A 20,231-nucleotide genomic window follows, 5' to 3' on the forward strand; every position below is an offset into this window, starting at 1 on the left:
GACAATTCCGTTGCTTCCGTAAAAGCACATGCAGCCTATCAAGAACCTACAGCCACGCCTACTTCCCTCGCTGTGGCCGGTCTTCCAGACCGCGCCACCTGCTGGCCTGCATAGGTATTTGCCAAAATCGTCGTAAGTCTTGGAGGATACCATGACTCGAGTATACTTGTTTTTACTGTGCTGTGTTTGGTTGCTGCTGGTAGTTCGATGTGGGGGAGAAGGGGAAAGGGTTGCGGCCGTTTCGACTCCGCTCAACGCAAGCACACCTACCCATGCGGTTGTGCTAACAAATACGGCCGTTCCGCCCACTCCTACTCAGCCACTTGCTACAGATACGCCGATGGGGATGGAAACGGCTTTGCTGCCCACCATTACTGTCACAGTTTCTCCTACAACGGCCGTGCCCACCGAAACACCCACCATCACCCCAATATCCCTACCGCCTTTACCCGGTGAAATCTATTTCTTTTGGGACTCAAAGCATTTACCTCGTGGTGAGGTGTTTGATCCTGTTCAAACCCTTTACCGAATTTCAGGTGAAAACCTTAAGGATGTGGAAATTTCTACGGTTGCAGACGAAATTATAGGTTGGCCTTACATTTCACTTTCGCCAGATAAAACAGCTTTTCTGTTTACAAAGCTAGAAGACAGGAATGGTGATGGAAATGTTAGCTTTGAAGGTTATAACCAGGGTTTCGATGGGCCAAACATTTTCACCTATTCTTTGATCAATCGATCTGTAACACGAATAACTAAAGATTTCCCAACTGTCATTAACCCTGAATGGGGAGAAGGGGATGAAACGATTCTTTTTGGTCAATCCACGTCTGGTCTTTCGTCTATTCATGTGGCTAACGGAATAACACAGCTTGTTGCAGCTTTTCCCGAAGATCTTATTACCTGGACAGACGTTTCTCCCAACGGTCGCTTAATAGGCATCAATCTTGATTCGATTCTAATCAGCATTGTTGATCAACAAACTGGTGAAGTTACTGGCGTGACTCATGAAATAGGCGGTCTGGGAGTGGAAAGAGCATGGTCTCCTGATAGCAAGTGGCTTTTGTTAAACCAACCTTTCACCAACCGTAGATTTCTTGTCAATGTGCAAACATTGACGGCAAGTCCCTTAATGGGACTGACCTCTTTCCAGTCATTTGCGTGGCCGCCTGATAGCCAAAAGCTAACGTTCGTTCAAGATACAGGAGACGGTTCGAGCCTGATGTCTTTGGATCCGACCGATCTATCCACTCGAAAATTATTCAGTGTACCGGGGAGTATCCACAATCTATTTTGGTCTCCTGACGGTTCGCATTTGGCCATGACTATTTCTGTGGGAGAAAAAATTGCTCTTCACATTTTGGATGCGGAAACTGGCGAGCTTCGTGAATTGTGGCAAAACAGCGACTCTAAGCGGTTCTATATAGCTGCTTGGTCACCAGATGGAGAGTGGCTTTTGTTCTTTCGTGGTCGGGGGTGGCCATTGTCACATGGCCCAGATGATGAAGCTGGTATCTATATCACTCATCAAAGCGGTGGGGAGGCGCACCTGATCCTGGACACATCAAATGCATCCGACCCCTACGGCTTTTTCTGGTTACCAGAAATACAAGTTCCATAGGTTATGAATTATTAGCGATGACTATGGAGGAAATCATGGCAAAGAAAACAACAGTAATTACAATTGTTATTCAGTCAATTTGTTGGAGTGTAATCGGCTGGCTTATATTCAAAAATAGCCTCACGCCAGCTAACGCTTTGCTTCAAGTGCCGACGCCGCGACCTTTTCTCGGACCGGTTTATTATAATCAGGAGGATATTTGGCAAGTTTTTGATCATAACTTGCCATGCGCAAGTGTGTGTGACGATGGTAACGTTCATGTTGTTCACCATGACGGTAGCCAACACTATCCTGTTACACCTGTCCCTTCAGGGGAGCCATATATTCCTGGCGGCTATGGATATGATCAGCATGCTGGCATAGACTACAGTCTCAAGTATGAGCCTGTATTAGCAGCTGCTAACGGGATAGTAGAAGAAGCGAACTGGTATAATCCTTCTAACCACAGAGCCAGTTATGGCTTGTATGTTATTCTTGACCATACGCCTGAAACGAATTACGAAACATGGTATGGGCATTTGAGTGTGTTGACAGTCCAAGCTGGTGATGAAATTACCATAGACTCAAATGATCCAGGAAATCGAAATCGTATTTTAGGAATTAGCGGTAATACGGGGGCGGTTTTGGGAAATTGTGGGACTGTTCCCGACGATCCTAATTGTGCCCAGCACCTTCATTTTGAAATCCGTTTAAGCAATCAGGGATATAAGCCAGTAAATCCATATGGCTGGGTCGCACCAACAGAGACAGTTGATCCCTGGTCGGTCTACGTTAATCCATCAGGTACACCAGCAGGAGCAGTTAGTTATAACTTATGGGCAACGCCACCCGCTCTTGTCTCTTATGCTGACCAATACCCTGGCACAAACGTGCCGCCTGTCCCTGAACCGGCCGTAAACAATCCACGTATGATCATTGATGACCGTTCGGCCGATTTCGTTTCGGCTTATGCCGGTGGCATAGATCCGTCTTCGTCTACCATCGATCCCGCTTACCCGGAGTGCTGGCAGCCGGTCTCAGATAGCGCCGCGTATAACCTCGCTTACCGCCGCGTCCCCGTCAGCGCCACAGGCATCCCCACCTGCGGCGCTTTTTGGTACGTCCGGCCGGATGCCTTCACCCCGCCTGGCGATTATGACGTCTTCGTCCACGTCCCACCGGGCGATGACCAGACGTTGGGCGCGGCGTACACCATCCGGCACAATGGGCAAACCCACACTGCCATCGTCGTCCAGGCTGCCTATCCTAACAACGAATATGAACATGGTCCCTGGGCCTATATCGGCCGTTACGATTTTGCCATGCAGCCCGGCGTCACGGAGTACGTCCGGCTGACCAACGCCACAACCGTCAGCGAAACAAGCCCAAACGCCCATGTTGTGGCCGACGCCATTATGCTGGCCCCGGCCGAATTCACCTCGCCGCCCGGCGATGAAATTTACGTCTCCTTTGCCGGCAGCGGCACGGCCGGCAACATTCCCTATGCCGACGAAGACATTCTGGCCTACAACGCCGTCACCGGCGAGTGGTCCCTGCTGTTCGATGGTTCAGACGTCGGGCTGGCCGCCAGTAACGTGGATGATTTCGATTTCCGGGAAGGCGACATTTATTACAGTTTAACCCGTTTAGGGTCAGGTATCGGTGGTAATTTCACCCAACTTTATCGCTTTTCCCCCACTTCGCTGGGAACAGATACAGCCGGAACCATCAGGGAGTTTTTTGCCCACAGCCAGTTGGACAAACCTGCAGGAGATGTAGATGCGTTCAGCTTTGGTCCTGACGGCCGTTACCTACTTAGGGCCTGTAAAAGAATAAGTTCCTGCACCGTAAGTTTGATAACAAGGGGCAAGTGCGGGAAGTAATAAATTTACGGACCCTTAGTACAGTGGGCACGGCCGTTACCGGCGGCGGCAGCTTCGATGATGAGGATGTGTTCGCCTACAGTGTCGCTACGACACTGTTCGAACCCTTTTGGGATGGTACGGCATTTAACTTGACCACCGAAGCCGAAGACGTCAACGGCCTCTGGGCAGACCCGACTAACAACAAGCTCTACCTGACAACGGTCGGCGCCTTTGCCATACCCGGCAGCAGCGGCGACGGCGCAGATATATTCATCTGTCGCATAGGGGGTGGGTGCGACCCCGGCCTATTCTGGAACGGGTCGGCGCATGGCCTGGGTACGGCCCAAGTGGACGGCCTATCCCTGGCTTCCGAGCCGTACGCTTTATGTGAGACATTCGCCAACGGTGGTTTTGAGCAGCAATTCCGCTGCTGGGCAGCAACCTCGCAGTTTACCGACATAAAGTGGTTGCCTACGACAAATGAAGCCTACTCCGGCCGGCTCAGCGCCAAAGGCGAGATTATCTTCCCACAACTCGCTTCTACAGACGCTTTTCTGATAAGCTCGCCCCTTGCCGTACAACCCAATACCCGCTATCGTTTCCAATTCTTTGGTAAGAAAACTGGTCCTGGAGTAGATACAGATATTTGGTCTATCCACGCAAGCGTCAGGTGGTTCCAAAACGGACAACCTCTTGGCTTACCAACCGATGTTGGCGGATTCCATTGGAACGCCTACCCTACAGATTGGACTTTATTCTCTATCGAGTCTGTATGTCCACCTCCGGGGGCAGACGTGGGACGATGGCAATTTGTTTTACAGCAAACATCTAATTCCAGCGGAGCACCGCCGGTTGAATTGTTCATGGAAGACGTTTCCATTACCTCACAACCCGGCGCGTGTCCTGTTCATTAAAACAAGACCAGGGGCTGAGTTTAATAATTTCCTGGAATGTGGCGATTTCACGGCTGTGGTTGGTTTCGCCTAGCAAGACCCGATAGGTTGGCTCGAAGGTCGGACCGTTCATCGGGGGATTAGGGCGTGGAGATTGGGGGACGGCCGTTTCCATTGGTTGGACGGCCGTTGCCTGCTCCTAAACTGCCTGGTGGTGCTCACCCGGCAGATAATTGCTCTGCCTCGTCGCTATCAGCCGCCGCACCGCTCTGCAACCGCTTGCGCTGTTCCAGATACGATTCGTCGCTAATCACCTCTCGCCCATGTTCCCGCTCAAACGCCAACCGCGCTGCGCCCGCCGCCCGGCCGCCCTTGTCCGCCGCCGCGATGTTCTCCTCATACCCCTGGGCATCGTCTACGCGCACGTTGGCGATGGTCGCCTGCTCGGCGACGTTGATGAATGCCAGTTCCAGCCCCGTCATGTGGTCGCGCACTTCCCCTTTCTCCACGCCCTTGTGGGCGCGATGTTCCGATGGGGTCATGCCGAAGGCGCCGCGATGGACAACGGCCGTGAGCAACCCATACTGCTTCCCCTGCACCCCCCGCGCCTTCCATTCATCGGTCAGCTGGTTGCGCGTCTCTATCGTGATCTGCCGCTGCTTAATCCACGCCTCGTCATACCCCTGGCGCAGATAGCGCTGCCGCACCGCCGCCATCGCCGACTCCGCATCCCCGGTGAAGGCGGCGTCGAGGATGAGATGGGCTTCTTCCTGGAATTGCACTACTTTAGCCCGCAGCCGGTCATCTTTGATTCGCCCGGCGCTGATCCCGAAAAGGAAACCGCTCAGATATTGTCGCGGTAAACAGATGACAGCCCGGTTTTGCCCCCCAGTCTCCCCCTGCGTATTCGTTACGAAGACGGAGAGGGTCCGGATTTTCTTCGCCAACACCGCATCACGCTTGATCCGGTTGAACTGCGACCCCCAGGAGAGACCCAACGCCTCGACAATCGGCCGCAGCGCCACGTAGATTTCGCCATCTTCGCCCAACTGGACGATAAGCCGGTCCTCATAGAAGGGGATAGTCACTTCGCCGATAGAGATGAGTTCCTGGTCTGTTGTCTCGCTCATAGTCGCCTCTTTGTTTTGAATCGTCCGGTTTTCAGCAGGCTGTTTTCTTAGCCAAATTATATCCTCGATAGAACAGCCGCCACCAAGTGGATGTGGTAGGTGACCAGATTGGGGTACATGCTTCCTCCAGAAAACAAAACGGCCGTCGCCCCTGATGAAGTGGCGACGGCCGTGATAGACAACGACGCGGTTTGCACAGACGGCAGCGGCTATCTCTGCCGCAGCGAGTTAATCGGCAGCAACAGCCTCCCTAACCAATGGCGTCGGTGCGGCCATCTCTCTGAGACGACCCAATTCCCTCTCCAACCAGGAGCGACGGGCCGCCAATCGTTCCTCAAGCTCCTCCGGCGTTGCCGGTCGCCAATGCTCTACCCCTAAAGTGCGCTGAGGCGATACTTCCAACATGTCGTAGGGTCGAGCATTGCCGACGTTGCGCGGGAAGCGGACCAATAAGCAAACGGTTTCCGTAAACTGGCTGCGCAGAACATCCACGATAACCGCAATCTCCCCGTTCGCATCCACCACCATGCCTGGCGCCAGGCTGCTGATCAGGTCAGAAAATGTCTGGTTTTCGGCCATAGGTAATCACGTACTCCACATAGTTCTCAATCTGACTGCTGCTCTCGAACTGCTCATACACGCCCATCTCGCGCAGGATCAGCCGCAGTTTGTAATGCTCACCCCAGGCAGAGCCAGAGGAAGTGGAGCGAATCTCCATGAACTCCACATACGCTTGCCGGAGTCGTTCGATTTCTTCTGGATAAAAATCCCCTTCGCGCATATTCACTCTCAATGCCTTGTATCCACGCTCATTATACAACAGGGTGAACCCGAAAAAGCAACCCATCCTTATAGTAGATGCCCGACAGTGTACGACAAGGGAACCAACTCCTTCAGCGGAAAGCGCTTCTTACCATCTAAGGCCGCCCACAACTGGCGCACGTCGTCCGGCTGGCTGCGGCACTTGCCGTTGCTCTGATGCCATCAGGAACATCGCCTGAAGCATCACCAATTCAAGAAAATAGAAACGGCCGCGCCTCTCGCGCCCCTTCTCCCGCTACCAGGGTGACCACGATGGTCACTTCCTGCCCCGCCAGCGGGTCTTCGACGGTTAACGTTGTGTTCATAGAAACCTCGTTTTACTGGCAACATAAAAAGGCCGCTGGTTCTTCCAGCGGCCTGATTGTTACCTGATTCAATTGGCTATACGTCTAAAGGCGTGTCGGCACAGGGCTAATCCGCAGCGACAGGCAGGGGTAGGGGAGCAACGGGGGGCAAAGTCTGCCGTCACGGCCGTTTCTAACAGGCGAGCGACAGCCCCATCTAACAATCGCTGGTGAGTGTCAATCTCTCGCCGCAGCTCAACCATCGTTCCCTGCTGGACGGCTTCTGGCTGCAAACGCACATCAATATACTCTGGTCCATAGCCGCGAAATAGGTTGCGTACCGTTTGCACCCGGATGATAGAGAGGTCGCCATTCTCAGCGAAGTGGGTCTCCAAAACGACACCATGCCAGTTATGAATCTTCACCACGTCGCCCACCGCTAAGATTGAATCTGGTACCATAGCTGAATCACCTCCTCGGCCAACCGCATCGCTTCCGTTTAGTCGAATGTGGCCCGCGTGGTTCCATACATGGTGGCCGCGAAACCACCGATGATCACGTAGTGGATGTTGAACTGTTCCAACTTAAGCAGGATGTCGAGAAACAAATTGGGTATGGTCTTCGTTTGAACCAACAGTGGTCCGTCATTCCCGCGAAGGCGGGAATCCACTGGCGAACATGGATTCCCGCCTTCGCGGGAATGACAAAGCGTGGCCGAAGTGAAGACTATCCCCAACAAATTGAGGCCGGGGTTTGAGGCGATGGGCACGTTCTATTTCCTCCAGCAGCTTCAGATCAAGCGCCGCTTCGGGGGGCAGATCAGGGTATTGTCGGCGCAGCCGCCCACGGATGATTCCGACCAATAAGGCTCGCGCATCCAACATCGCCTGAAGACGCTGCCCTGGTGAAAGAGGCAGGCGCAGCCGCATCAATTCGATGTCTGTATGGGTGAAGTGGGGCAAACGATTTTTATCCATATCCGTTACCTGTACTGCCCTATACTGGCATTGTATCATGTTCCGCCCACGGCTAATACTCCTCTAGCAGCCGAACGGCCGGTCGGCTGCGGTAATCACCCAGAGGCGCGTCGTCTCGTCATCGCCCGCCGCGACGTTGTAGGCGGAGAAGATGCGCAACCCTTCTTTGAGAGCGATGTCGTTTTGCCGCCTGTCGAAAGGTTCCAGCTCCCCCCAGTCTCCGGCCGCATGGCGAGCGATGTAGGGCGTTGGGTCAATGCCCAGCGCCGCCACCCCCGGCGTCATCACCACCTGGCCCAGAGGAAACAGCCCTGGCGTGTCCCGATTGGCTTCCTCGACCAGAGAGATGTAGAGGTAGGGCGCACCGCTGTTGTCCGGCTGTACGTCGGCCTGGAAACGCCAGTAGCGCCGCTCCAGGCCGCGGATGATGACCGTGAACTGCCGCCGCGTCGGGCTGACGTCCGCGCCGCCGCGAATGCACATGCCCAACACGTCGTACCACAACCCTTTGTAGTCGTTGGGCCAGGCGCTCGCCACCGCCCGATGCAGCAGGTCGGCCACGCCCTCACTGGCGGTCACAGGAATCTTAAAGTGCTGCCGGCTGACTTCATCCAGACCCAACCGGCCCAACCTGGCGTCCAGCAGCAGGCCGTCGGCCAGCAGTTCCGCCGGGCCGGGGCCGGCGTGGATGAGGACGGGGTCGGCCGTCGTTGCTGCGGGCAGGGGTGGGCCGGCCGCCGGGGAGGGGCTGACCGTCCAGTAGAGGCCGGCCGCGGCCAGGTCCACGTCCGGCGGCGTCAGCCGGATCACCTCGGTGTAACCCATTTCCCGGCACAGGGCATCGGCCGTTTCCAGCACACGCTGGTAGGCGGCGGCGTCCATCGGGGCGTCGGGGTACACAAAAGCGGCCACCGTGTCGGCCACCGCCTGGTAGAACAGATGGGGCCGCCCGCCCAGGGCGATGGTGGTCAGAGCCGTCAGTTTTGTTTTAAGGTCGTTCATTGGTGTCTCTTGAGGTATCACAAAGCTGTGTCATGGGCGTACTCCCAGATGCTTACGTTGTCCGGTCCGGCAGCGATTTCAGCAAGGGCAGTACGGCCGTTCACGCCAGCCCGCCCGGCGAGGGCGCAGCGGCAGCGACTGACCCACCTGTATGCTTTCGCGGCATCCGCGCCGTTAGGCGCAAACCCGCCCACAGAACAGAAGCTTGATACCCGAAAAAAAAGAGGCTGCTCCTCGTCATCGGGGAGCAGCCTCTTGCAACAACTTGCCTCCGCGGGTTACTCTCCCGCGCTCGCCAACCACTCGGCGGCGCGAATGACAGCATCGCCCAATTCGGATTCGCCTTCGTCAATGATGCCGTCTTCGGCGTCTGCCAACGTCGCGGTTATCTTTTCCATGGCGGTGGTCTCCGGCGTGCAGCTTAGATGTTGGCAGCTATCGCGGATACCATCGCCGCCATCACAGGCGGTTAACAGAAGCAGGGTCACAAGCAGCAGAATAAGCACACCTGGTTTACGAGAAATCATGGGGAAGCCTCCGGAAAATAAAAAAGGCGTGGACACGGCCGTTAACGGCCGTGCCCACGCCTGTCAGTCAGCAGAATGCTTACAAATCTGAACGAATCTGTCCTAGAAAGGCACGTCGTCCGCTTCATACGCCGGTTCGGCCGCGCCGTGACCGTTGCCATTGCCATTCCCGTTGGCCCCGTTGCCGCCGCCCAGGAAGATGACACGCTCGGCGACTACCTCATACGACGCGCCTACAGTTCCGTCTTGCCGCGTCCACAGCCGCGGTCCGCCAGTAGCCGGGTCCGGCCGCAGCCGCCCTTCCACCAACACTCTGCCGCAGCGCCGCCAACATCGCCTGGGCCAGACCCGGTTCACGGCCCGGACCGGACGGGTGTTTCTCGCCCAACTGCCAGAGCAGCCCATCGCGCACCGGCGACCCTGCTTCCGGCCCGTGAATGTACAGGTAGGCCGCCGCGCCGCCTGGTAGAGGGTTTCGGCAACGGCCGTATCGCCATCCTCAGCCTCGTCACCCGACCAGAAGAAATCGTCAGCGCCGCGACCCTCGGCCAGCGCCTGCCGGATGGCCCGGCTGTAGACCTGGCGCAGTTCCTTGCCCACCGCCAGCCACTTCCGGCCTCGCACGCCAGCGCCGCCACTTCGGCCTGGTACTGCGCCTTGTGGGCTTCGATGGCCGCGCTCAAGGTGTCCAGCCAGGTTGACCGGCGGCCGCTGCCTGCTGCCGTTAATCCTCCAGCGCCACACCCCGCTGCCCGCCGTAGTCCTTGACCTTGAATGGGTTGCCCAGGGGGGAGTGCGCCAGGCCGGCAGGGGTGTTGCCTCGGCCGATGTAGACCCAACGGTCGCCAAACGCCTGGTTCAACGCGGTCACTGAGCCATACTGCTTGAAGGTGATAATCTGGCACATGGGTTACACCTCCTACACGCCGGCTGTACACGCCGCCGAAGCGCCTTTCAGCCGCCGCGTCGCTTCGGCATACGCCAGCCGGTCGCATCGCTCGTTAAGGCCATGCCCGCTGTGCCCGGCGACCCACTGCACAGTGACAGTGTGACGGGCTGCCGCCAGCCGCACCCGCTGCACCAGGTCCAGGTTGGCTTTGGCCTTGCCGCCACTTCGGCTGCGCTCAGTGCAGGCTTTTAGAATGTTGGCTGCGTACTGGCTGTCGGTGTACACGGTGACGGCGCACGGCCGCTTGAGGGCTTCCAAACCAGCTAATACGGCCGTTAGCTCCATGCGGTTGTTGGTGGTTTCGTCGGCCCCATCCACCAGCACCTTTTCCTGGCTGCCGGCCTGCATAATCGCGCAGTAGCCGCCTGGCCCAGGATTGCCGCGGCAGCTGCCGTCCACGAATAAAGAAACTGCTGTCATCGCCATCTCATCTACCTCCGGTTAGATTGGGTTTGTCGGACCGACCCAATGCCAGCCCGTTCTCACCCACCTACAGCCGTAGGCTGTTTTGTCTGGGATGACCCGAACAAGCTGCAACAAAGAGAACAAGTGCTTCGCATAGGGGTGCGTTGAGGAGACGGCAGGTGACGGCCGACAGCCACACCAGGGTGGGGGCGTCCCGGGTCGTTTAGCAGCGATGGTGGTGACGGCCGTTCTCCGGCTCTCCGGGCAGTGGCAGGCGACGACATCGCATCCTATAATCTTTTTATGGGGATGGGATAACGGCCGTTATGGGGGCAGTAGACGGCCGTCATCCTACTACAACAAGGCAGACATTCATGGCTGACGAACGAGAACGGGCCGAATTACAACGTCATATCCAAGAAGCCGAGGAACGGGCAGCGGCCGGCGGCCATCGCTTAGCCCCCTGGCGGCGCGTCAGCCAACCAGGTCTTTTTGTCCGCGAAACGACCTGCACCCGCTGCGGCGAGAAAGCTCAGGCCGGCTACACAACGCTGCTGGTGGCTTTTGCCCGCGATTGTCCGGGGGTTGGGTGAAGGGTGAGGTGGTAAACGGCCGTTTACCGTTGTCCATTGGTTAGGCAGCCGACTGCCACCTGGCGGCGGCCAACAAGGAGAGCAGATCATGCGTAAACAGACAGAGACAAGGCGTGTCGCCCTGGTAACAGGGGCGAATGGGGCCATCGGCCTGGCGATTGCCCGCCAGTTGGCCGCCCTGCCTGGATATGAACTGGTCCTGGTGGGCCGGAACGAGGCGCGTCTGGCGGCCGTCGCCGCGCTCTACCAACTCTGCCTCCGATATACTCGTGGGCACGATTGATTTTTCGCCAGCCATCGCTGTCAGCATCAGGCATGGTGACGGAGGTTGACGCCGATGAAGGACATACAACCAATCGGCCGTCATTTCATCAGCGACGGGGAGTTCAACCGGATGCTGCAGGATATTCTGGCATGGGTCGGCGTCTACATTGAGGGTCAAGAGAAGGCCACTCCGGTGGAGCAATATGGCCAGATTCAAAAGAAGCAATAGCCAAGAGACGTGAAAAGGTGAAAAATGGCTAACATTTCCCGAAGAAAAATCATCCTGGGTTTCATTGGCATCCTGTTCGTCGGTCTGGCTGTTTGGGGCGGGTTGTGGGCAACCTACGCCCGGTCGCCTTTGCCGGAAGCGGTTGCCGCGTTACAGAGCGACGAGGTTATCGTCGTGACCGCTGGGCCCTGGTTGACGTTCACCCCGACGCAAACGGCCGTCGATACCGGCTTCATTTTCTACCCGGCGGCCGGATTGATCCCCGCGCCTACGCCGGTTTGCTGCGAACCATCGCCGAAAATGGGTATCTGGTTGTCGTGCCGACCATGCCCATTAACATGGCGATATTTGACGTCAATGTCGCTGACGAAATCATCGCCGCCCACCCTGAAATTGAGCAATGGGTTATCGGGGGACACTCAGTTGGTGGTACGTCTGCCGCCTTATATGTCGCCGCCCATCCCGATCAAATGGACGGGTTAGCTATCTGGTCATCCTACCCGGCGGACAACAGCGACATTTCCAGCCTGGACATACCGGTGATTTTGCTTTATGGCGGTAATGAACTGGGTGTAACCGATGAAAGCGTGGGCGCCCGCAAACATCTGCTGCCGCCGGATGCGCTCTATGTCAGGATAGAGGGGGGCGACCATCACCAGTTCGGCGCTTATCAACTCGGCACTGAAGCTAACCTGGCGACTATAAGCCGCGAAGCCCAACACGCGCAAATTCTAGTGGCGATGCTTGAACTGCTAAACGCTGCCGCCCGAAGATAATGAATTTCTCTACGAAGGAAAACTCTCAACTATGTTTGTCCAGATTGTCATCGTCACATTCATCTTGCTTGAATTTTCGAATGTTCTAGCCTTGTATTTTGCGCCCAGCTCAAGATACGCCAATGCTGTTGGCGTTTTCACCGCCTGGGACAAGTCAGAACAGTACCCGGAAATCCATGAGTTTGTTAACTATCTGGTGAACTGGATCGCCGGGACAAAACTGATTTTCTTGTCACTATTGGCAATTATTGTTCTCTACGCCGATGCCGAACTGCAACGGCTCAGCCTGTGGGTGCTGGCCTTGACGACGGCTTCGTTCTACTGGCGCTTATTCCCGCTTATTCGTAACATGGGGCGGAACGGACAAGTCGAACCCCGGAATTATGCGACAACTTTAGGCGTTATGATTTTGGTGTTCATCGCTGCCTTTGTCAGCGCGGCGATTTTTTGAAGACTGCTGTGGCGAAGGGATGACCCATTGCTTCGCGCAAAAGATTTCCTGGACCGTTTAGGGGATTGGGTCCCTACCCCTCAAAATGGTTCAATCCAGCTTTTCTCACAAACCCTACCTCTGGTGGCGATTCTTACAACCCGGCCAAATCATCTAATTTTCAGACTTTGATTTTAGAGTCTCTACCTCTGGTGGTTAGTTTGAATTAAGCCTTTTCCAGTCTTGAAGCAAAACCCCGTGCAGGAAACGGCCGTCGGTTGACATGCATCAGGACACCATTCCCCCGGTTGCCGGCTGCCAAACGGCCGTTGTGCCCCTGTCTCATGCTACAATTTGGGCAAGAAACCATAATCGGAGGCGGACTATGCTTGAATTCACCGGCCTTTGCCTGTGACCCCAAAGAGTACGAAGCGCTGCGGTAGACGGTCATCAAGCAGTATGGTTCGGTGTACGGACACCTGGCCCCGCCGGAAGCACAGCCGCCGCGCCCCCAGCGTCCGCCGCGTAAACGCCAAAGTCGTCATTGAAAACGGCCGTTAACTCCACCAGGGACAAATGACAAAAACGGCCGTTTTGTCCTGCCTGGCGCAGATGATGGCGAGTGACCAGGCGGGACGATACCTGGTCAGATGAAACAGGTCATATTTGGGGCGTTAGACTTTGCCAGGTTCGAAAGGCCGTTAAATCATACTAAAAGCGGCAAAAATGGAGTAACTTCAAGATAAAAATTCAGAAAACGCCCCAGAATGGCGATTAAATGGGCTTTCCGAGCATTAACCCAAATTTCGCAGAAAGCTATCGTTTCAGTCGAGTAGCCTTGCCAGGCTAAATGTGGCATACGCCCTGGTTTTCACTGGCGAGATAGAACGCCCCAAATGTGACCACTTTCATGTGGCCTAGTGTCCGGGACCGTATTTGCGTTTCAGGTAGGAATAAAGGGTGGGGAGAACGGCCGTTGGCGTGCGTACCATTTTCCCCAACTACCAGTTGCACCAACCCACGTTCGCAGATACAACTGAACGGAATGGGGTAAAGTTCTTTCCAAAAGTGAGGTTTACCATGCAATTGCGCAAAACAACTCTAGTCCTTATTCTCCTGGCTTCTCTGACCCTGACAGCCCTGGCCGCCTGCGGACCACAGGCGACGGCGGCCGTCTCCGAGGCATATGTCACCACGCTGGCGGAGGAGAAGATGCAGGCCCTTAACGATGGCGATTACGCCACCTTTACCGCCGACTTCAGCGATGTGCTGGCAAACGCGATACCGGAGGATAGTTTTCAGGATTTGCGGGAGACAATTCTGGGGGCCAGCGGTCGGTTTGAGTCCGTCACCGGATTGCGCCTGGCCAACGCCAAGACGCCAGGATACGTCAACTATGGTATCACCTGCAAATTCGAGGAGGAGGAGGTACTGCTAACCCTGGTATATGCCGTTGATGGCGAGCAAGTCGAAGGCATTTTCTTCAATGCGCCGAAGCTGAATCAGGCGATGCAAGCCCCTTAAACCCGCAGGCGGCAAGAACCCAACATGACCGATTTTCACCAAACACCCTCTCTTCTCACCGAACACATCCTCTGGCGTAATGGCTGTCCGCTACATTATTGGCTGGGCGGCCCGGCCGCCCAGCCGTTGCTCGTCTTCATGCACGGGGCCACTATGGACCACCGCATGTTCAACGCCCAGGTCGAAGCGTTTGTCTCTGAGTACCGCCTCCTGGTCTGGGACGCCCGCGGACACGGCCAGTCACAGCCCATCGGTGGTGGCTTCTCACTGGAGCAGTGCGCCCAGGACATGCTGGTCATCCTCGATGAGTTGGGCGTCTCCCAGGCCATTCTCTGCGGCCAATCATTGGGCGGCTACGTCGCTCAACACCTTTACCGGCGCGCGCCAGAAAGGGTGGCGGCGATGATCCTCATCGGCTCCACCCCCATCGCCAAAGCGTACAGCCGAATGGAAGTGTGGGCGCTGAAAGCCTCGCTGCCACTCTTCCGCCTCTGGCCTTACGACCATTTCACACAGACCATCTCCCGCAGCACGGCGCTGACGCCGGCCGTGCAGGCCTATGCCCTGCAGGCGGCGCGGCAAGTTCAGCCGGCCGACTTCGCTGCCATCTGGCAAGCAGTCACCCTGGCAGTGGATGAGAAGGGCGACCCAGGCTTGCGCATAGATGTGCCACTGCTCCTGCTACATGGCGAGTGGTTTTCTGACCTTCATGAATCCGGGAATCGTTAATGCCCTCATTGCATCGAACCACAATCGTGTTGGGAAGAAACTAAACCCATCCCACGAGACAGGCAAAGTAAGATTATTTTTGAGTCAATGCGGGGTATAAGCAACGTCGTAATAAGCCAGCAGTGACACACCCAAAATGACCGGAAACAAAAGCAGCCCATACCCCACGCCAAAGGTAATGCCGCTGCGCCAGGCATAAGCCCCATGATCCCCCTTCTGTCCAAAAACAGGGAGCGTCCAACCGCCAATGCCGCCACCCAGCAGTCCACCCAAACCGGAAATAAAAAGGGCCAGCAAAACGCCGGCCGCCAGCCGGACCACCGGGTTGTCGTAAATAAACCAGTTGGGGGGGAACCTGATCAAACAAGAAGAAGCTGACGATATTCCCCATCATCAGCCCACCACCGTACGCCATGCTGGTGAACAGTAGTTGAACCGGATAGGGCTTTGTCACCATATCAGGAAACTGCATTTAAGGTTTTACCAATTCCATATCACCCATAAAAAGCGTCCCGGTCGGCGTCTGGCCGAACAGCAGCGCCATCTCGCTAATTTGGGTTAAATCCACCCCGGCAAAATCGCTCAACAACAGGCGCACCGTGGTCATGGGGGCGCGCCCGGTGAACAGCCCATCCACGAAAATGTCGTCTTCTTGCATGCTTCCCGGCGGGAAGGCCAACGCTGGTTCGTCTGGGCGGGTCTGGACGACGGCCGTAGCCCCAGTGCGGTCGGTTAGCTGTACCGCGAAGCTTTGGGTTTGGCCGGGTTGGTTCAAGGGAGATGAGGGATCAACGGCCGTTCTCAAGCTCATCGTCGTAAAGCCACTCAAATCACCGGCGCCCTCCGGCAGCGCCAACCGCAGAGCGCTGTCCGGCTGCTCCCAAGAGACCACCACCATCGCCGGGTTGCCTGGAATAGTCACATTGGCCCGTTTGCAAGGTTCACTGCCCGGCCGTACCGAGGGTGTAAAATAACCTTCCTCGCAGAAGAAAGTCGTCAGCCCCTCAGCGGTGACCGCGCCGCCAGCCAGATTGGTTGCCAGTTCCGCTTCGCCGGCCGGAACCAGCAGCGGCAAGCGGTTGGCCGCTGCCGCCAGGGTCATCACCCGCGCCGGCTGCTCGAACAAAGAGTTGGGCGTCAGCGCCGTCGGGTTTATGTTCAGGCGGGCCATCGCCTCATCCACGGCCTGGAGATCGTCGCTAAAGAGAGTGGTCAGGAAAGTGAGGGCCATATCGGTAAGGAATTGGCGTTGATCCTCCCCTGACAGCAGTTCGGTGCACTCCGGGCGGTCGGGGAATCCGATCATGTCGCGGTCAAGAATTTCGTTAAAAGCGTTGTGGTTGGCCTGCTCCAACCAGACCGACAAGGCCCACTCCTTCTGGCTAGGGTCTAACCGCGCCCCTTCATAAAAAAGCTGCCCATCCTGACCGACCACATCCCCATCGCAGGCTGGCAGAATCACCACCTGGGGCACAAGCGAACCAGTGGGCTTGGTGAAGATCGGCGCTGGGGCCAGCAGCAGCAGCCCGTGAACCGGCCCATAGCCAAATGTTTCTGGGGCATCTGGCAAGGCCAGACCCTGGCTGTTGGTCAGCCAACTGGCGGCCTCGCCGCCTCGTGAATGGCCGAAGAAGGCTAGTCGGCTCATATCGGCGCGGCCGTTTAGCGCCACGCCAAAATCGTTCTGGCCGCCGGCCGCTGCTTCAGCCAGCGCATCCAGGTGCAGTGCGGCCAGTTGGGACAGCCGTTCGCCGGGTATACCTTCGCCAAAACCAAAGGTGTTCTCGGCATTGAAGTTGGGCGTTACCGCCACATAGCCCTCCGCCGCCAGCGCTTCCGCCAGATAAGCAAAGCCCCGATAATTGGGTTGCTCTACCTCCGGATCACAGGGCCAGCGATCCACGCCGCCTTGCTCTTCCGGGCAGCCGGGATGTGTGCCATGGAAGATGACCACGACCGGATAGGGGCCAGCGTCACCCACCGGGACGGCGATGACGCCATTCAGGCGTACCGGCATATTGTGAAAGCGGCTGTCTTCGGGAAAGTTGGATTGCACGATGGTGGTTTCACCCAGGTTGTATTCAACGGCCGTTGGCGGCTGAGCTGCCATATCGCCTGTTTGTGGTTCCGGGGTGGGTTCTGCCAGCGGGGTGGCGGTGGGAACGGCCGTTTCGGGCGGGAGAGCGGCGCAAGCAGTCAGGATGAAAAATATAAAAGGCAGGAGGAGTATGGATTTTTTCATGAATTAGCTCGAGTTTTGTATCCGCCGTGGATAGGTAGAAGAGTGGATTAGTAGCCCCCGATGAAAATAGCTATGAGCACAAGGCTCAGGCAGACGGATGCCAGGATCAGGCCCGTTTTCCAGGGATTGGTATCGGTATGTTTTCCCCAACTATAGCCGGTGCCAAAGATGACGATAACCGATATGAAATTGGAGATTTGGATAGCCAGGGCGGTATTTTGGGGCAGCAGCAGCAGGGGCATGAGGGATGGCAGCACCACAATGACGGATACCAGCACCGAGGCAATGGCGCCAACCACATCTGCGCGCTGCAAGCCTACTTCTTGGGGTTCCGCCTGGCGCAAATGAGCGAGAATATCGTCATAAAGTTGGTATCTCTGCTTCTCATTGGTGATTGGCTCCAGAATAAAATCCAGCTCATCGGCTATGGCGTCAACGGCCGTTTCTTCTTTATCGGCCGCGTGCAAGTATTGCAGCAGGCGATGCCGTTCGCCACGCTGAAAAAGTTCGGTCAAGGCATACATGACACCATCAATAGTCCCCCAAATGGCAACGGCGCCCAGGATGGCAAAAAATAATTCTGTGCTATAGCCCGTTGAAAAGGATGTACTAATGACGCCGTTGTACATCAGAATGCTGTAGGAAAGTGTAAAGAGCAGTGCAAACAGAATGCTAAAGAAGGTTGCTGAAAGGGCATCAATGGGGTCCAGATAATTGCCCACAACTTTAACCAGTAAACCTTCTTTAGGGGGGGCGCTCCGTCTGCGATGTTGGGAGGGTCTTCTTGTTGACATGATCTGTTCGTTGGGTTTGATGGCTGGTAAGCATAACCAACCATCAAACCCAATGCGATTTTTACGGTATTCTGTTGGCAACCACTGCAATCTGGTTGCCAGCCGTGCGGATTTCCAGAGTGTTACCGTCGATGCGGAAAGTGGCCGCTGAGGGCAGGGCACTGTTCAAGAAATCGAATTCCTGTTCCATGATGCCGGCCGGTTCCGAACAGAGTATTTGGGTCCCAGCGGGCAAACCAATGGTGATATTACTGCCATTGGCCTGGTAGGATGTGGAGTAGGTATTGCAGCCGCTGCTGCCGATCAAACTGCCGTTGGCCCCAAACTCCATTGTCAGGCTTGTGCCAAGCAGCGGCGTGACAAGACCACCACGGCCGTTATTGAAATTCACCACCTCCCAACGAGTTCCGACCAGGGGATCAGGCGCCGCCCCGCTCACGTTGACGGTTACCTGACGGAAGATCACGGCCCGATCGCGCTGCAAAACGCGCATCTCATACGTCGTGGTGACGGTGGGGCAGACTTGCTCACTGCCCTGACCGGTGCGCGGGAAGCGCTCGAACTGCTCGCCCAGTGGATAGACCCACACGGCCTGGATGTTCTGCACCGACCAGCGCAGCGTGGTGCATTCACCCTGGTTGATATTGGTGCTATCAGCGCCGAACGAGATTTCTGGCGTGGGTGTGTTGGTTGGCGCCGGCACAGGGGAGGGCGTTGGCGCGGCGGTGGGAACCACAATCACCGGCGGCGCCACCTCAATGACAGGCACGTTTTCCGCATTGGTGGCAATGACGAAGTCGGCCGAGGCCCAGCCAACGCCGCCCGGCGCAGACGGCACGGCCGCCGCCCACCAGCGGTTATCGGCGCTGCGGCCCACAATTTCACCTTCATCACCATCCCGCGCAAACCCGATGACCGGGAAGTTGACGCCAGGACCAGAACGAATGTTAAGCCCTTGGGGTGAATTGACGCGGCCAGTGGGAGCGGCCGGTTCAGGTTCCAGTAGGTCCAGCTCGAGTTTGCGGATCATGATCAAGGCCAGTTGGTCATCGGCCGTGCGCATTTGCAGCATATTGCCCTGGATGGTGTAGGTGACGGCGCTTACCAGGGCGGCCAGAAATTCGCTTTCCTGCTCCATGATGCCGGCCGGTTCCTCGCAGAAGCGCATGGTTGAGCCTGGCATCCCAATTTCTATGGAACCATCACTGACCGTAAAGCTGGCGAAATATTGGTTACAACCGGCGTTACCGCTGAGGTCGCCTTCCACGCCAAAGTAGGCCGAAATCTCTGTGCCAGTGATGAGGCCGACGACAGCATCTCGGCCGTTATTGTAGTTCACCACTTCCCAGGCTGTGCCGGTCAGATCGGTGGATTGGAGCGCAAAGGTGGCCACGACCTGACCGCCAGAAAGCAAGGAAAGCGTATCTTCGCTGATGGTGAAGCTGTCGGTTTGAGTCAACGCTGCCATAAAGGCTGTGGCCTGGGTCATCACCGCTTCTTCGCAGGCCATCATGGTGGATGCGCCGGGCTGGCTGAAAGTAAGGCTGCTGCCATCCTGGGTATAGCCGGTGTTGAACTGGTTGCAGCCATCCGTGCCGGAGACCGTGCCATCTGTACCGAACTGGAGGGTAACGGCCGTTCCGGAAATAGGCATCTCGCCATTTAAGGCACTCAACACCCAACCGGTACCGGCCAGATCGCTGCCGGCTACCATTCCGGACGAAGCGACGACCGCCGCCGGAGCAGCGGCGTCGGCTGTGCCGGCCACAAAGGTGGCCACAACCTGGTCGCCCGCTTGCAGGTTCAACTGATTGCCAGAGGCGGTAAAGCTGGTAGCAGAATCAAGGGCCGCCATATAGGCTGTTGCCTGATTCATGATCGGGTCTTCACAGGCCATCATGGTCATCGCCGCAGCCGACAGGTCGATTGTCAGATTGGCGCCGTCCTGTGTGTAAGTGGCGCTGAACCGGTTACAACCGTCTGTACCAAAGGCCGTGCCATCTGTGCCAAACTGGAGGGTAACAACACTGTTTGCTACCGGCAGGCTGTCATTTAAGGAACTCAATATCCAGTTTGTTCCGGCCAGGTCTATGCTGGCTTCTGGTTCGGCCGTCTGCTGGCACGCCACCAGTAGAAACAAGGTGATTGCCAGCAATGTGATTCTTATCGTTTTTTTCATACAAGTCTTCTCCTCTGAAT

General features: G+C 56.5%; 27 protein-coding genes. 12 read left to right on the forward strand and 15 right to left on the reverse strand.

Annotated elements, in window-relative coordinates:
- Positions 1-151: 151 nt before the first annotated feature.
- Genes IPM39_26785 through IPM39_26795 form a run of 3 tightly spaced genes read left to right on the forward strand, consistent with a single transcriptional unit; the run spans position 152 to position 4,376 of the window.
- The gene (locus IPM39_26785) at positions 152-1,618 is read left to right on the forward strand and encodes a PD40 domain-containing protein (protein ID MBK8989622.1); all 1,467 of its coding nucleotides are present in this window, start codon (positions 152-154) and stop codon (positions 1,616-1,618) included.
- Positions 1,619-1,653: 35 nt separating this feature from the next.
- Positions 1,654-3,480: a peptidoglycan DD-metalloendopeptidase family protein gene (locus IPM39_26790; protein MBK8989623.1), complete on the forward strand. Its 1,827-nt coding sequence runs from the start codon at positions 1,654-1,656 to the stop codon at positions 3,478-3,480.
- Positions 3,468-4,376 carry a hypothetical protein gene (locus IPM39_26795; GenBank protein MBK8989624.1) on the forward strand — a complete coding sequence of 303 codons (909 nt, stop codon included), beginning with the start codon at positions 3,468-3,470 and terminating at the stop codon, positions 4,374-4,376. The genes IPM39_26790 and IPM39_26795 overlap by 13 nt, the downstream gene beginning before the upstream one ends.
- Positions 4,377-4,573: 197 nt before the next feature.
- Here the strand turns inward: IPM39_26795 and IPM39_26800 are convergent, their stop codons facing one another.
- From IPM39_26800 to IPM39_26830, 7 genes are all read right to left on the reverse strand, one after another.
- Positions 4,574-5,485, reverse strand: a complete 912-nt coding sequence (locus IPM39_26800; protein MBK8989625.1) for a hypothetical protein — start codon at positions 5,483-5,485, stop codon at positions 4,574-4,576.
- A gap of 56 nt (positions 5,486-5,541) precedes the next feature.
- Positions 5,542-5,682, reverse strand: coding sequence for a hypothetical protein (locus tag IPM39_26805; GenBank protein ID MBK8989626.1), 141 nt, complete (start codon positions 5,680-5,682; stop codon positions 5,542-5,544).
- Between the two features lie 31 nt (positions 5,683-5,713).
- On the reverse strand, positions 5,714-6,064 hold the full coding sequence (locus IPM39_26810) for a hypothetical protein (GenBank protein ID MBK8989627.1): 351 nt from the start codon (positions 6,062-6,064) through the stop codon (positions 5,714-5,716).
- Positions 6,039-6,266, reverse strand: a complete 228-nt coding sequence (locus IPM39_26815; GenBank protein MBK8989628.1) for a hypothetical protein — start codon at positions 6,264-6,266, stop codon at positions 6,039-6,041. Before IPM39_26815 ends, IPM39_26810 begins: the two co-directional genes overlap by 26 nt.
- Positions 6,267-6,680: 414 nt before the next feature.
- On the reverse strand, positions 6,681-7,052 hold the full coding sequence (locus IPM39_26820; GenBank protein MBK8989629.1) for a hypothetical protein: 372 nt from the start codon (positions 7,050-7,052) through the stop codon (positions 6,681-6,683).
- Positions 7,053-7,235: 183 nt separating this feature from the next.
- Complete coding sequence (locus IPM39_26825) at positions 7,236-7,568, reverse strand: hypothetical protein (protein ID MBK8989630.1); 333 nt, start codon at positions 7,566-7,568, stop codon at positions 7,236-7,238.
- Between the two features lie 63 nt (positions 7,569-7,631).
- The gene (locus IPM39_26830; protein ID MBK8989631.1) at positions 7,632-7,916 is read right to left on the reverse strand and encodes a hypothetical protein; all 285 of its coding nucleotides are present in this window, start codon (positions 7,914-7,916) and stop codon (positions 7,632-7,634) included.
- Positions 7,917-8,602: 686 nt separating this feature from the next.
- Between IPM39_26830 and IPM39_26835 the strand changes: the two genes are divergently transcribed.
- On the forward strand, positions 8,603-8,779 hold the full coding sequence (locus IPM39_26835) for a hypothetical protein (GenBank protein ID MBK8989632.1): 177 nt from the start codon (positions 8,603-8,605) through the stop codon (positions 8,777-8,779).
- A 69-nt stretch (positions 8,780-8,848) separates the two neighbouring features.
- On the opposite strand, the gene IPM39_26840 is transcribed toward IPM39_26835, so the two are convergent.
- From IPM39_26840 to IPM39_26855, 4 genes are all read right to left on the reverse strand, one after another.
- Positions 8,849-9,097 (reverse strand): hypothetical protein, encoded by a 249-nt coding sequence (locus IPM39_26840; protein MBK8989633.1) that lies wholly within the window; start codon positions 9,095-9,097, stop codon positions 8,849-8,851.
- Positions 9,098-9,199: 102 nt separating this feature from the next.
- The gene (locus IPM39_26845; GenBank protein ID MBK8989634.1) at positions 9,200-9,721 is read right to left on the reverse strand and encodes a hypothetical protein; all 522 of its coding nucleotides are present in this window, start codon (positions 9,719-9,721) and stop codon (positions 9,200-9,202) included.
- A 100-nt stretch (positions 9,722-9,821) separates the two neighbouring features.
- Positions 9,822-10,004 (reverse strand): hypothetical protein, encoded by a 183-nt coding sequence (locus IPM39_26850; protein ID MBK8989635.1) that lies wholly within the window; start codon positions 10,002-10,004, stop codon positions 9,822-9,824.
- Between the two features lie 12 nt (positions 10,005-10,016).
- Complete coding sequence (locus IPM39_26855; GenBank protein MBK8989636.1) at positions 10,017-10,472, reverse strand: ribonuclease HI; 456 nt, start codon at positions 10,470-10,472, stop codon at positions 10,017-10,019.
- A gap of 217 nt (positions 10,473-10,689) precedes the next feature.
- On the opposite strand from IPM39_26855, the gene IPM39_26860 reads away from it, so the two are divergent.
- The 8 genes from IPM39_26860 (at position 10,690) to IPM39_26895 (ending at position 14,996) form a co-directional block, all read left to right on the forward strand.
- A complete protein-coding gene (locus IPM39_26860; protein ID MBK8989637.1) occupies positions 10,690-10,833 on the forward strand; it encodes a hypothetical protein in 144 nt (47 codons plus the stop codon).
- Positions 10,826-11,044, forward strand: a complete 219-nt coding sequence (locus tag IPM39_26865) for a hypothetical protein (protein MBK8989638.1) — start codon at positions 10,826-10,828, stop codon at positions 11,042-11,044. Before IPM39_26860 ends, IPM39_26865 begins: the two co-directional genes overlap by 8 nt.
- A gap of 88 nt (positions 11,045-11,132) precedes the next feature.
- Positions 11,133-11,327 (forward strand): SDR family NAD(P)-dependent oxidoreductase, encoded by a 195-nt coding sequence (locus tag IPM39_26870; protein MBK8989639.1) that lies wholly within the window; start codon positions 11,133-11,135, stop codon positions 11,325-11,327.
- Positions 11,328-11,381: 54 nt separating this feature from the next.
- Positions 11,382-11,537: a hypothetical protein gene (locus IPM39_26875; GenBank protein ID MBK8989640.1), complete on the forward strand. Its 156-nt coding sequence runs from the start codon at positions 11,382-11,384 to the stop codon at positions 11,535-11,537.
- A gap of 104 nt (positions 11,538-11,641) precedes the next feature.
- Entirely contained in the window at positions 11,642-12,313 is a 672-nt protein-coding gene (locus IPM39_26880) for an alpha/beta hydrolase (protein ID MBK8989641.1), read from the forward strand.
- A 31-nt stretch (positions 12,314-12,344) separates the two neighbouring features.
- The gene (locus IPM39_26885) at positions 12,345-12,764 is read left to right on the forward strand and encodes a hypothetical protein (protein ID MBK8989642.1); all 420 of its coding nucleotides are present in this window, start codon (positions 12,345-12,347) and stop codon (positions 12,762-12,764) included.
- Between the two features lie 1,059 nt (positions 12,765-13,823).
- Positions 13,824-14,267: a DUF3887 domain-containing protein gene (locus IPM39_26890; GenBank protein ID MBK8989643.1), complete on the forward strand. Its 444-nt coding sequence runs from the start codon at positions 13,824-13,826 to the stop codon at positions 14,265-14,267.
- Positions 14,268-14,291: 24 nt separating this feature from the next.
- Positions 14,292-14,996 (forward strand): alpha/beta fold hydrolase, encoded by a 705-nt coding sequence (locus IPM39_26895; protein MBK8989644.1) that lies wholly within the window; start codon positions 14,292-14,294, stop codon positions 14,994-14,996.
- A gap of 84 nt (positions 14,997-15,080) precedes the next feature.
- Here the strand turns inward: IPM39_26895 and IPM39_26900 are convergent, their stop codons facing one another.
- From IPM39_26900 to IPM39_26915, 4 genes are all read right to left on the reverse strand, one after another.
- Entirely contained in the window at positions 15,081-15,359 is a 279-nt protein-coding gene (locus tag IPM39_26900) for a hypothetical protein (protein MBK8989645.1), read from the reverse strand.
- 109 nt (positions 15,360-15,468) lie between these two features.
- Positions 15,469-17,238, reverse strand: coding sequence for a hypothetical protein (locus IPM39_26905; protein MBK8989646.1), 1,770 nt, complete (start codon positions 17,236-17,238; stop codon positions 15,469-15,471).
- Positions 17,239-17,285: 47 nt separating this feature from the next.
- A complete protein-coding gene (locus IPM39_26910; protein ID MBK8989647.1) occupies positions 17,286-18,122 on the reverse strand; it encodes a hypothetical protein in 837 nt (278 codons plus the stop codon).
- The gene (locus tag IPM39_26915; GenBank protein ID MBK8989648.1) at positions 18,094-20,211 is read right to left on the reverse strand and encodes an META domain-containing protein; all 2,118 of its coding nucleotides are present in this window, start codon (positions 20,209-20,211) and stop codon (positions 18,094-18,096) included. The genes IPM39_26910 and IPM39_26915 overlap by 29 nt, the downstream gene beginning before the upstream one ends.
- Positions 20,212-20,231 lie beyond the last annotated feature (20 nt).

Origin of the sequence: Candidatus Leptovillus gracilis, from assembly GCA_016716065.1 — a bacterium.
Taxonomy (GTDB): domain Bacteria; phylum Chloroflexota; class Anaerolineae; order Promineifilales; family Promineifilaceae; genus Leptovillus; species Leptovillus gracilis.

Excerpts from the sequence above, each read along its gene's own strand:
- IPM39_26785 (MBK8989622.1), top strand. The coding sequence starts at position 152 with ATGACTCGAGTATACTTGTTTTTACTGTGCTGTGTTTGGTTGCTGCTG.
- IPM39_26790 (MBK8989623.1), top strand. The coding sequence starts at position 1,654 with ATGGCAAAGAAAACAACAGTAATTACAATTGTTATTCAGTCAATTTGT.
- IPM39_26800 (MBK8989625.1), bottom strand. The coding sequence starts at position 5,485 with ATGAGCGAGACAACAGACCAGGAACTCATCTCTATCGGCGAAGTGACT.
- IPM39_26810 (MBK8989627.1), bottom strand. The coding sequence starts at position 6,064 with ATGGCCGAAAACCAGACATTTTCTGACCTGATCAGCAGCCTGGCGCCA.
- IPM39_26815 (MBK8989628.1), bottom strand. The coding sequence starts at position 6,266 with ATGCGCGAAGGGGATTTTTATCCAGAAGAAATCGAACGACTCCGGCAA.
- IPM39_26820 (MBK8989629.1), bottom strand. The coding sequence starts at position 7,052 with ATGGTACCAGATTCAATCTTAGCGGTGGGCGACGTGGTGAAGATTCAT.
- IPM39_26825 (MBK8989630.1), bottom strand. The coding sequence starts at position 7,568 with ATGGATAAAAATCGTTTGCCCCACTTCACCCATACAGACATCGAATTG.
- IPM39_26835 (MBK8989632.1), top strand. The coding sequence starts at position 8,603 with ATGGGCGTACTCCCAGATGCTTACGTTGTCCGGTCCGGCAGCGATTTC.
- IPM39_26840 (MBK8989633.1), bottom strand. The coding sequence starts at position 9,097 with ATGATTTCTCGTAAACCAGGTGTGCTTATTCTGCTGCTTGTGACCCTG.
- IPM39_26850 (MBK8989635.1), bottom strand. The coding sequence starts at position 10,004 with ATGTGCCAGATTATCACCTTCAAGCAGTATGGCTCAGTGACCGCGTTG.
- IPM39_26855 (MBK8989636.1), bottom strand. The coding sequence starts at position 10,472 with ATGGCGATGACAGCAGTTTCTTTATTCGTGGACGGCAGCTGCCGCGGC.
- IPM39_26865 (MBK8989638.1), top strand. The coding sequence starts at position 10,826 with ATGGCTGACGAACGAGAACGGGCCGAATTACAACGTCATATCCAAGAA.
- IPM39_26870 (MBK8989639.1), top strand. The coding sequence starts at position 11,133 with ATGCGTAAACAGACAGAGACAAGGCGTGTCGCCCTGGTAACAGGGGCG.
- IPM39_26875 (MBK8989640.1), top strand. The coding sequence starts at position 11,382 with ATGAAGGACATACAACCAATCGGCCGTCATTTCATCAGCGACGGGGAG.
- IPM39_26885 (MBK8989642.1), top strand. The coding sequence starts at position 12,345 with ATGTTTGTCCAGATTGTCATCGTCACATTCATCTTGCTTGAATTTTCG.
- IPM39_26890 (MBK8989643.1), top strand. The coding sequence starts at position 13,824 with ATGCAATTGCGCAAAACAACTCTAGTCCTTATTCTCCTGGCTTCTCTG.
- IPM39_26895 (MBK8989644.1), top strand. The coding sequence starts at position 14,292 with ATGACCGATTTTCACCAAACACCCTCTCTTCTCACCGAACACATCCTC.
- IPM39_26905 (MBK8989646.1), bottom strand. The coding sequence starts at position 17,238 with ATGAAAAAATCCATACTCCTCCTGCCTTTTATATTTTTCATCCTGACT.
- IPM39_26915 (MBK8989648.1), bottom strand. The coding sequence starts at position 20,211 with ATGAAAAAAACGATAAGAATCACATTGCTGGCAATCACCTTGTTTCTA.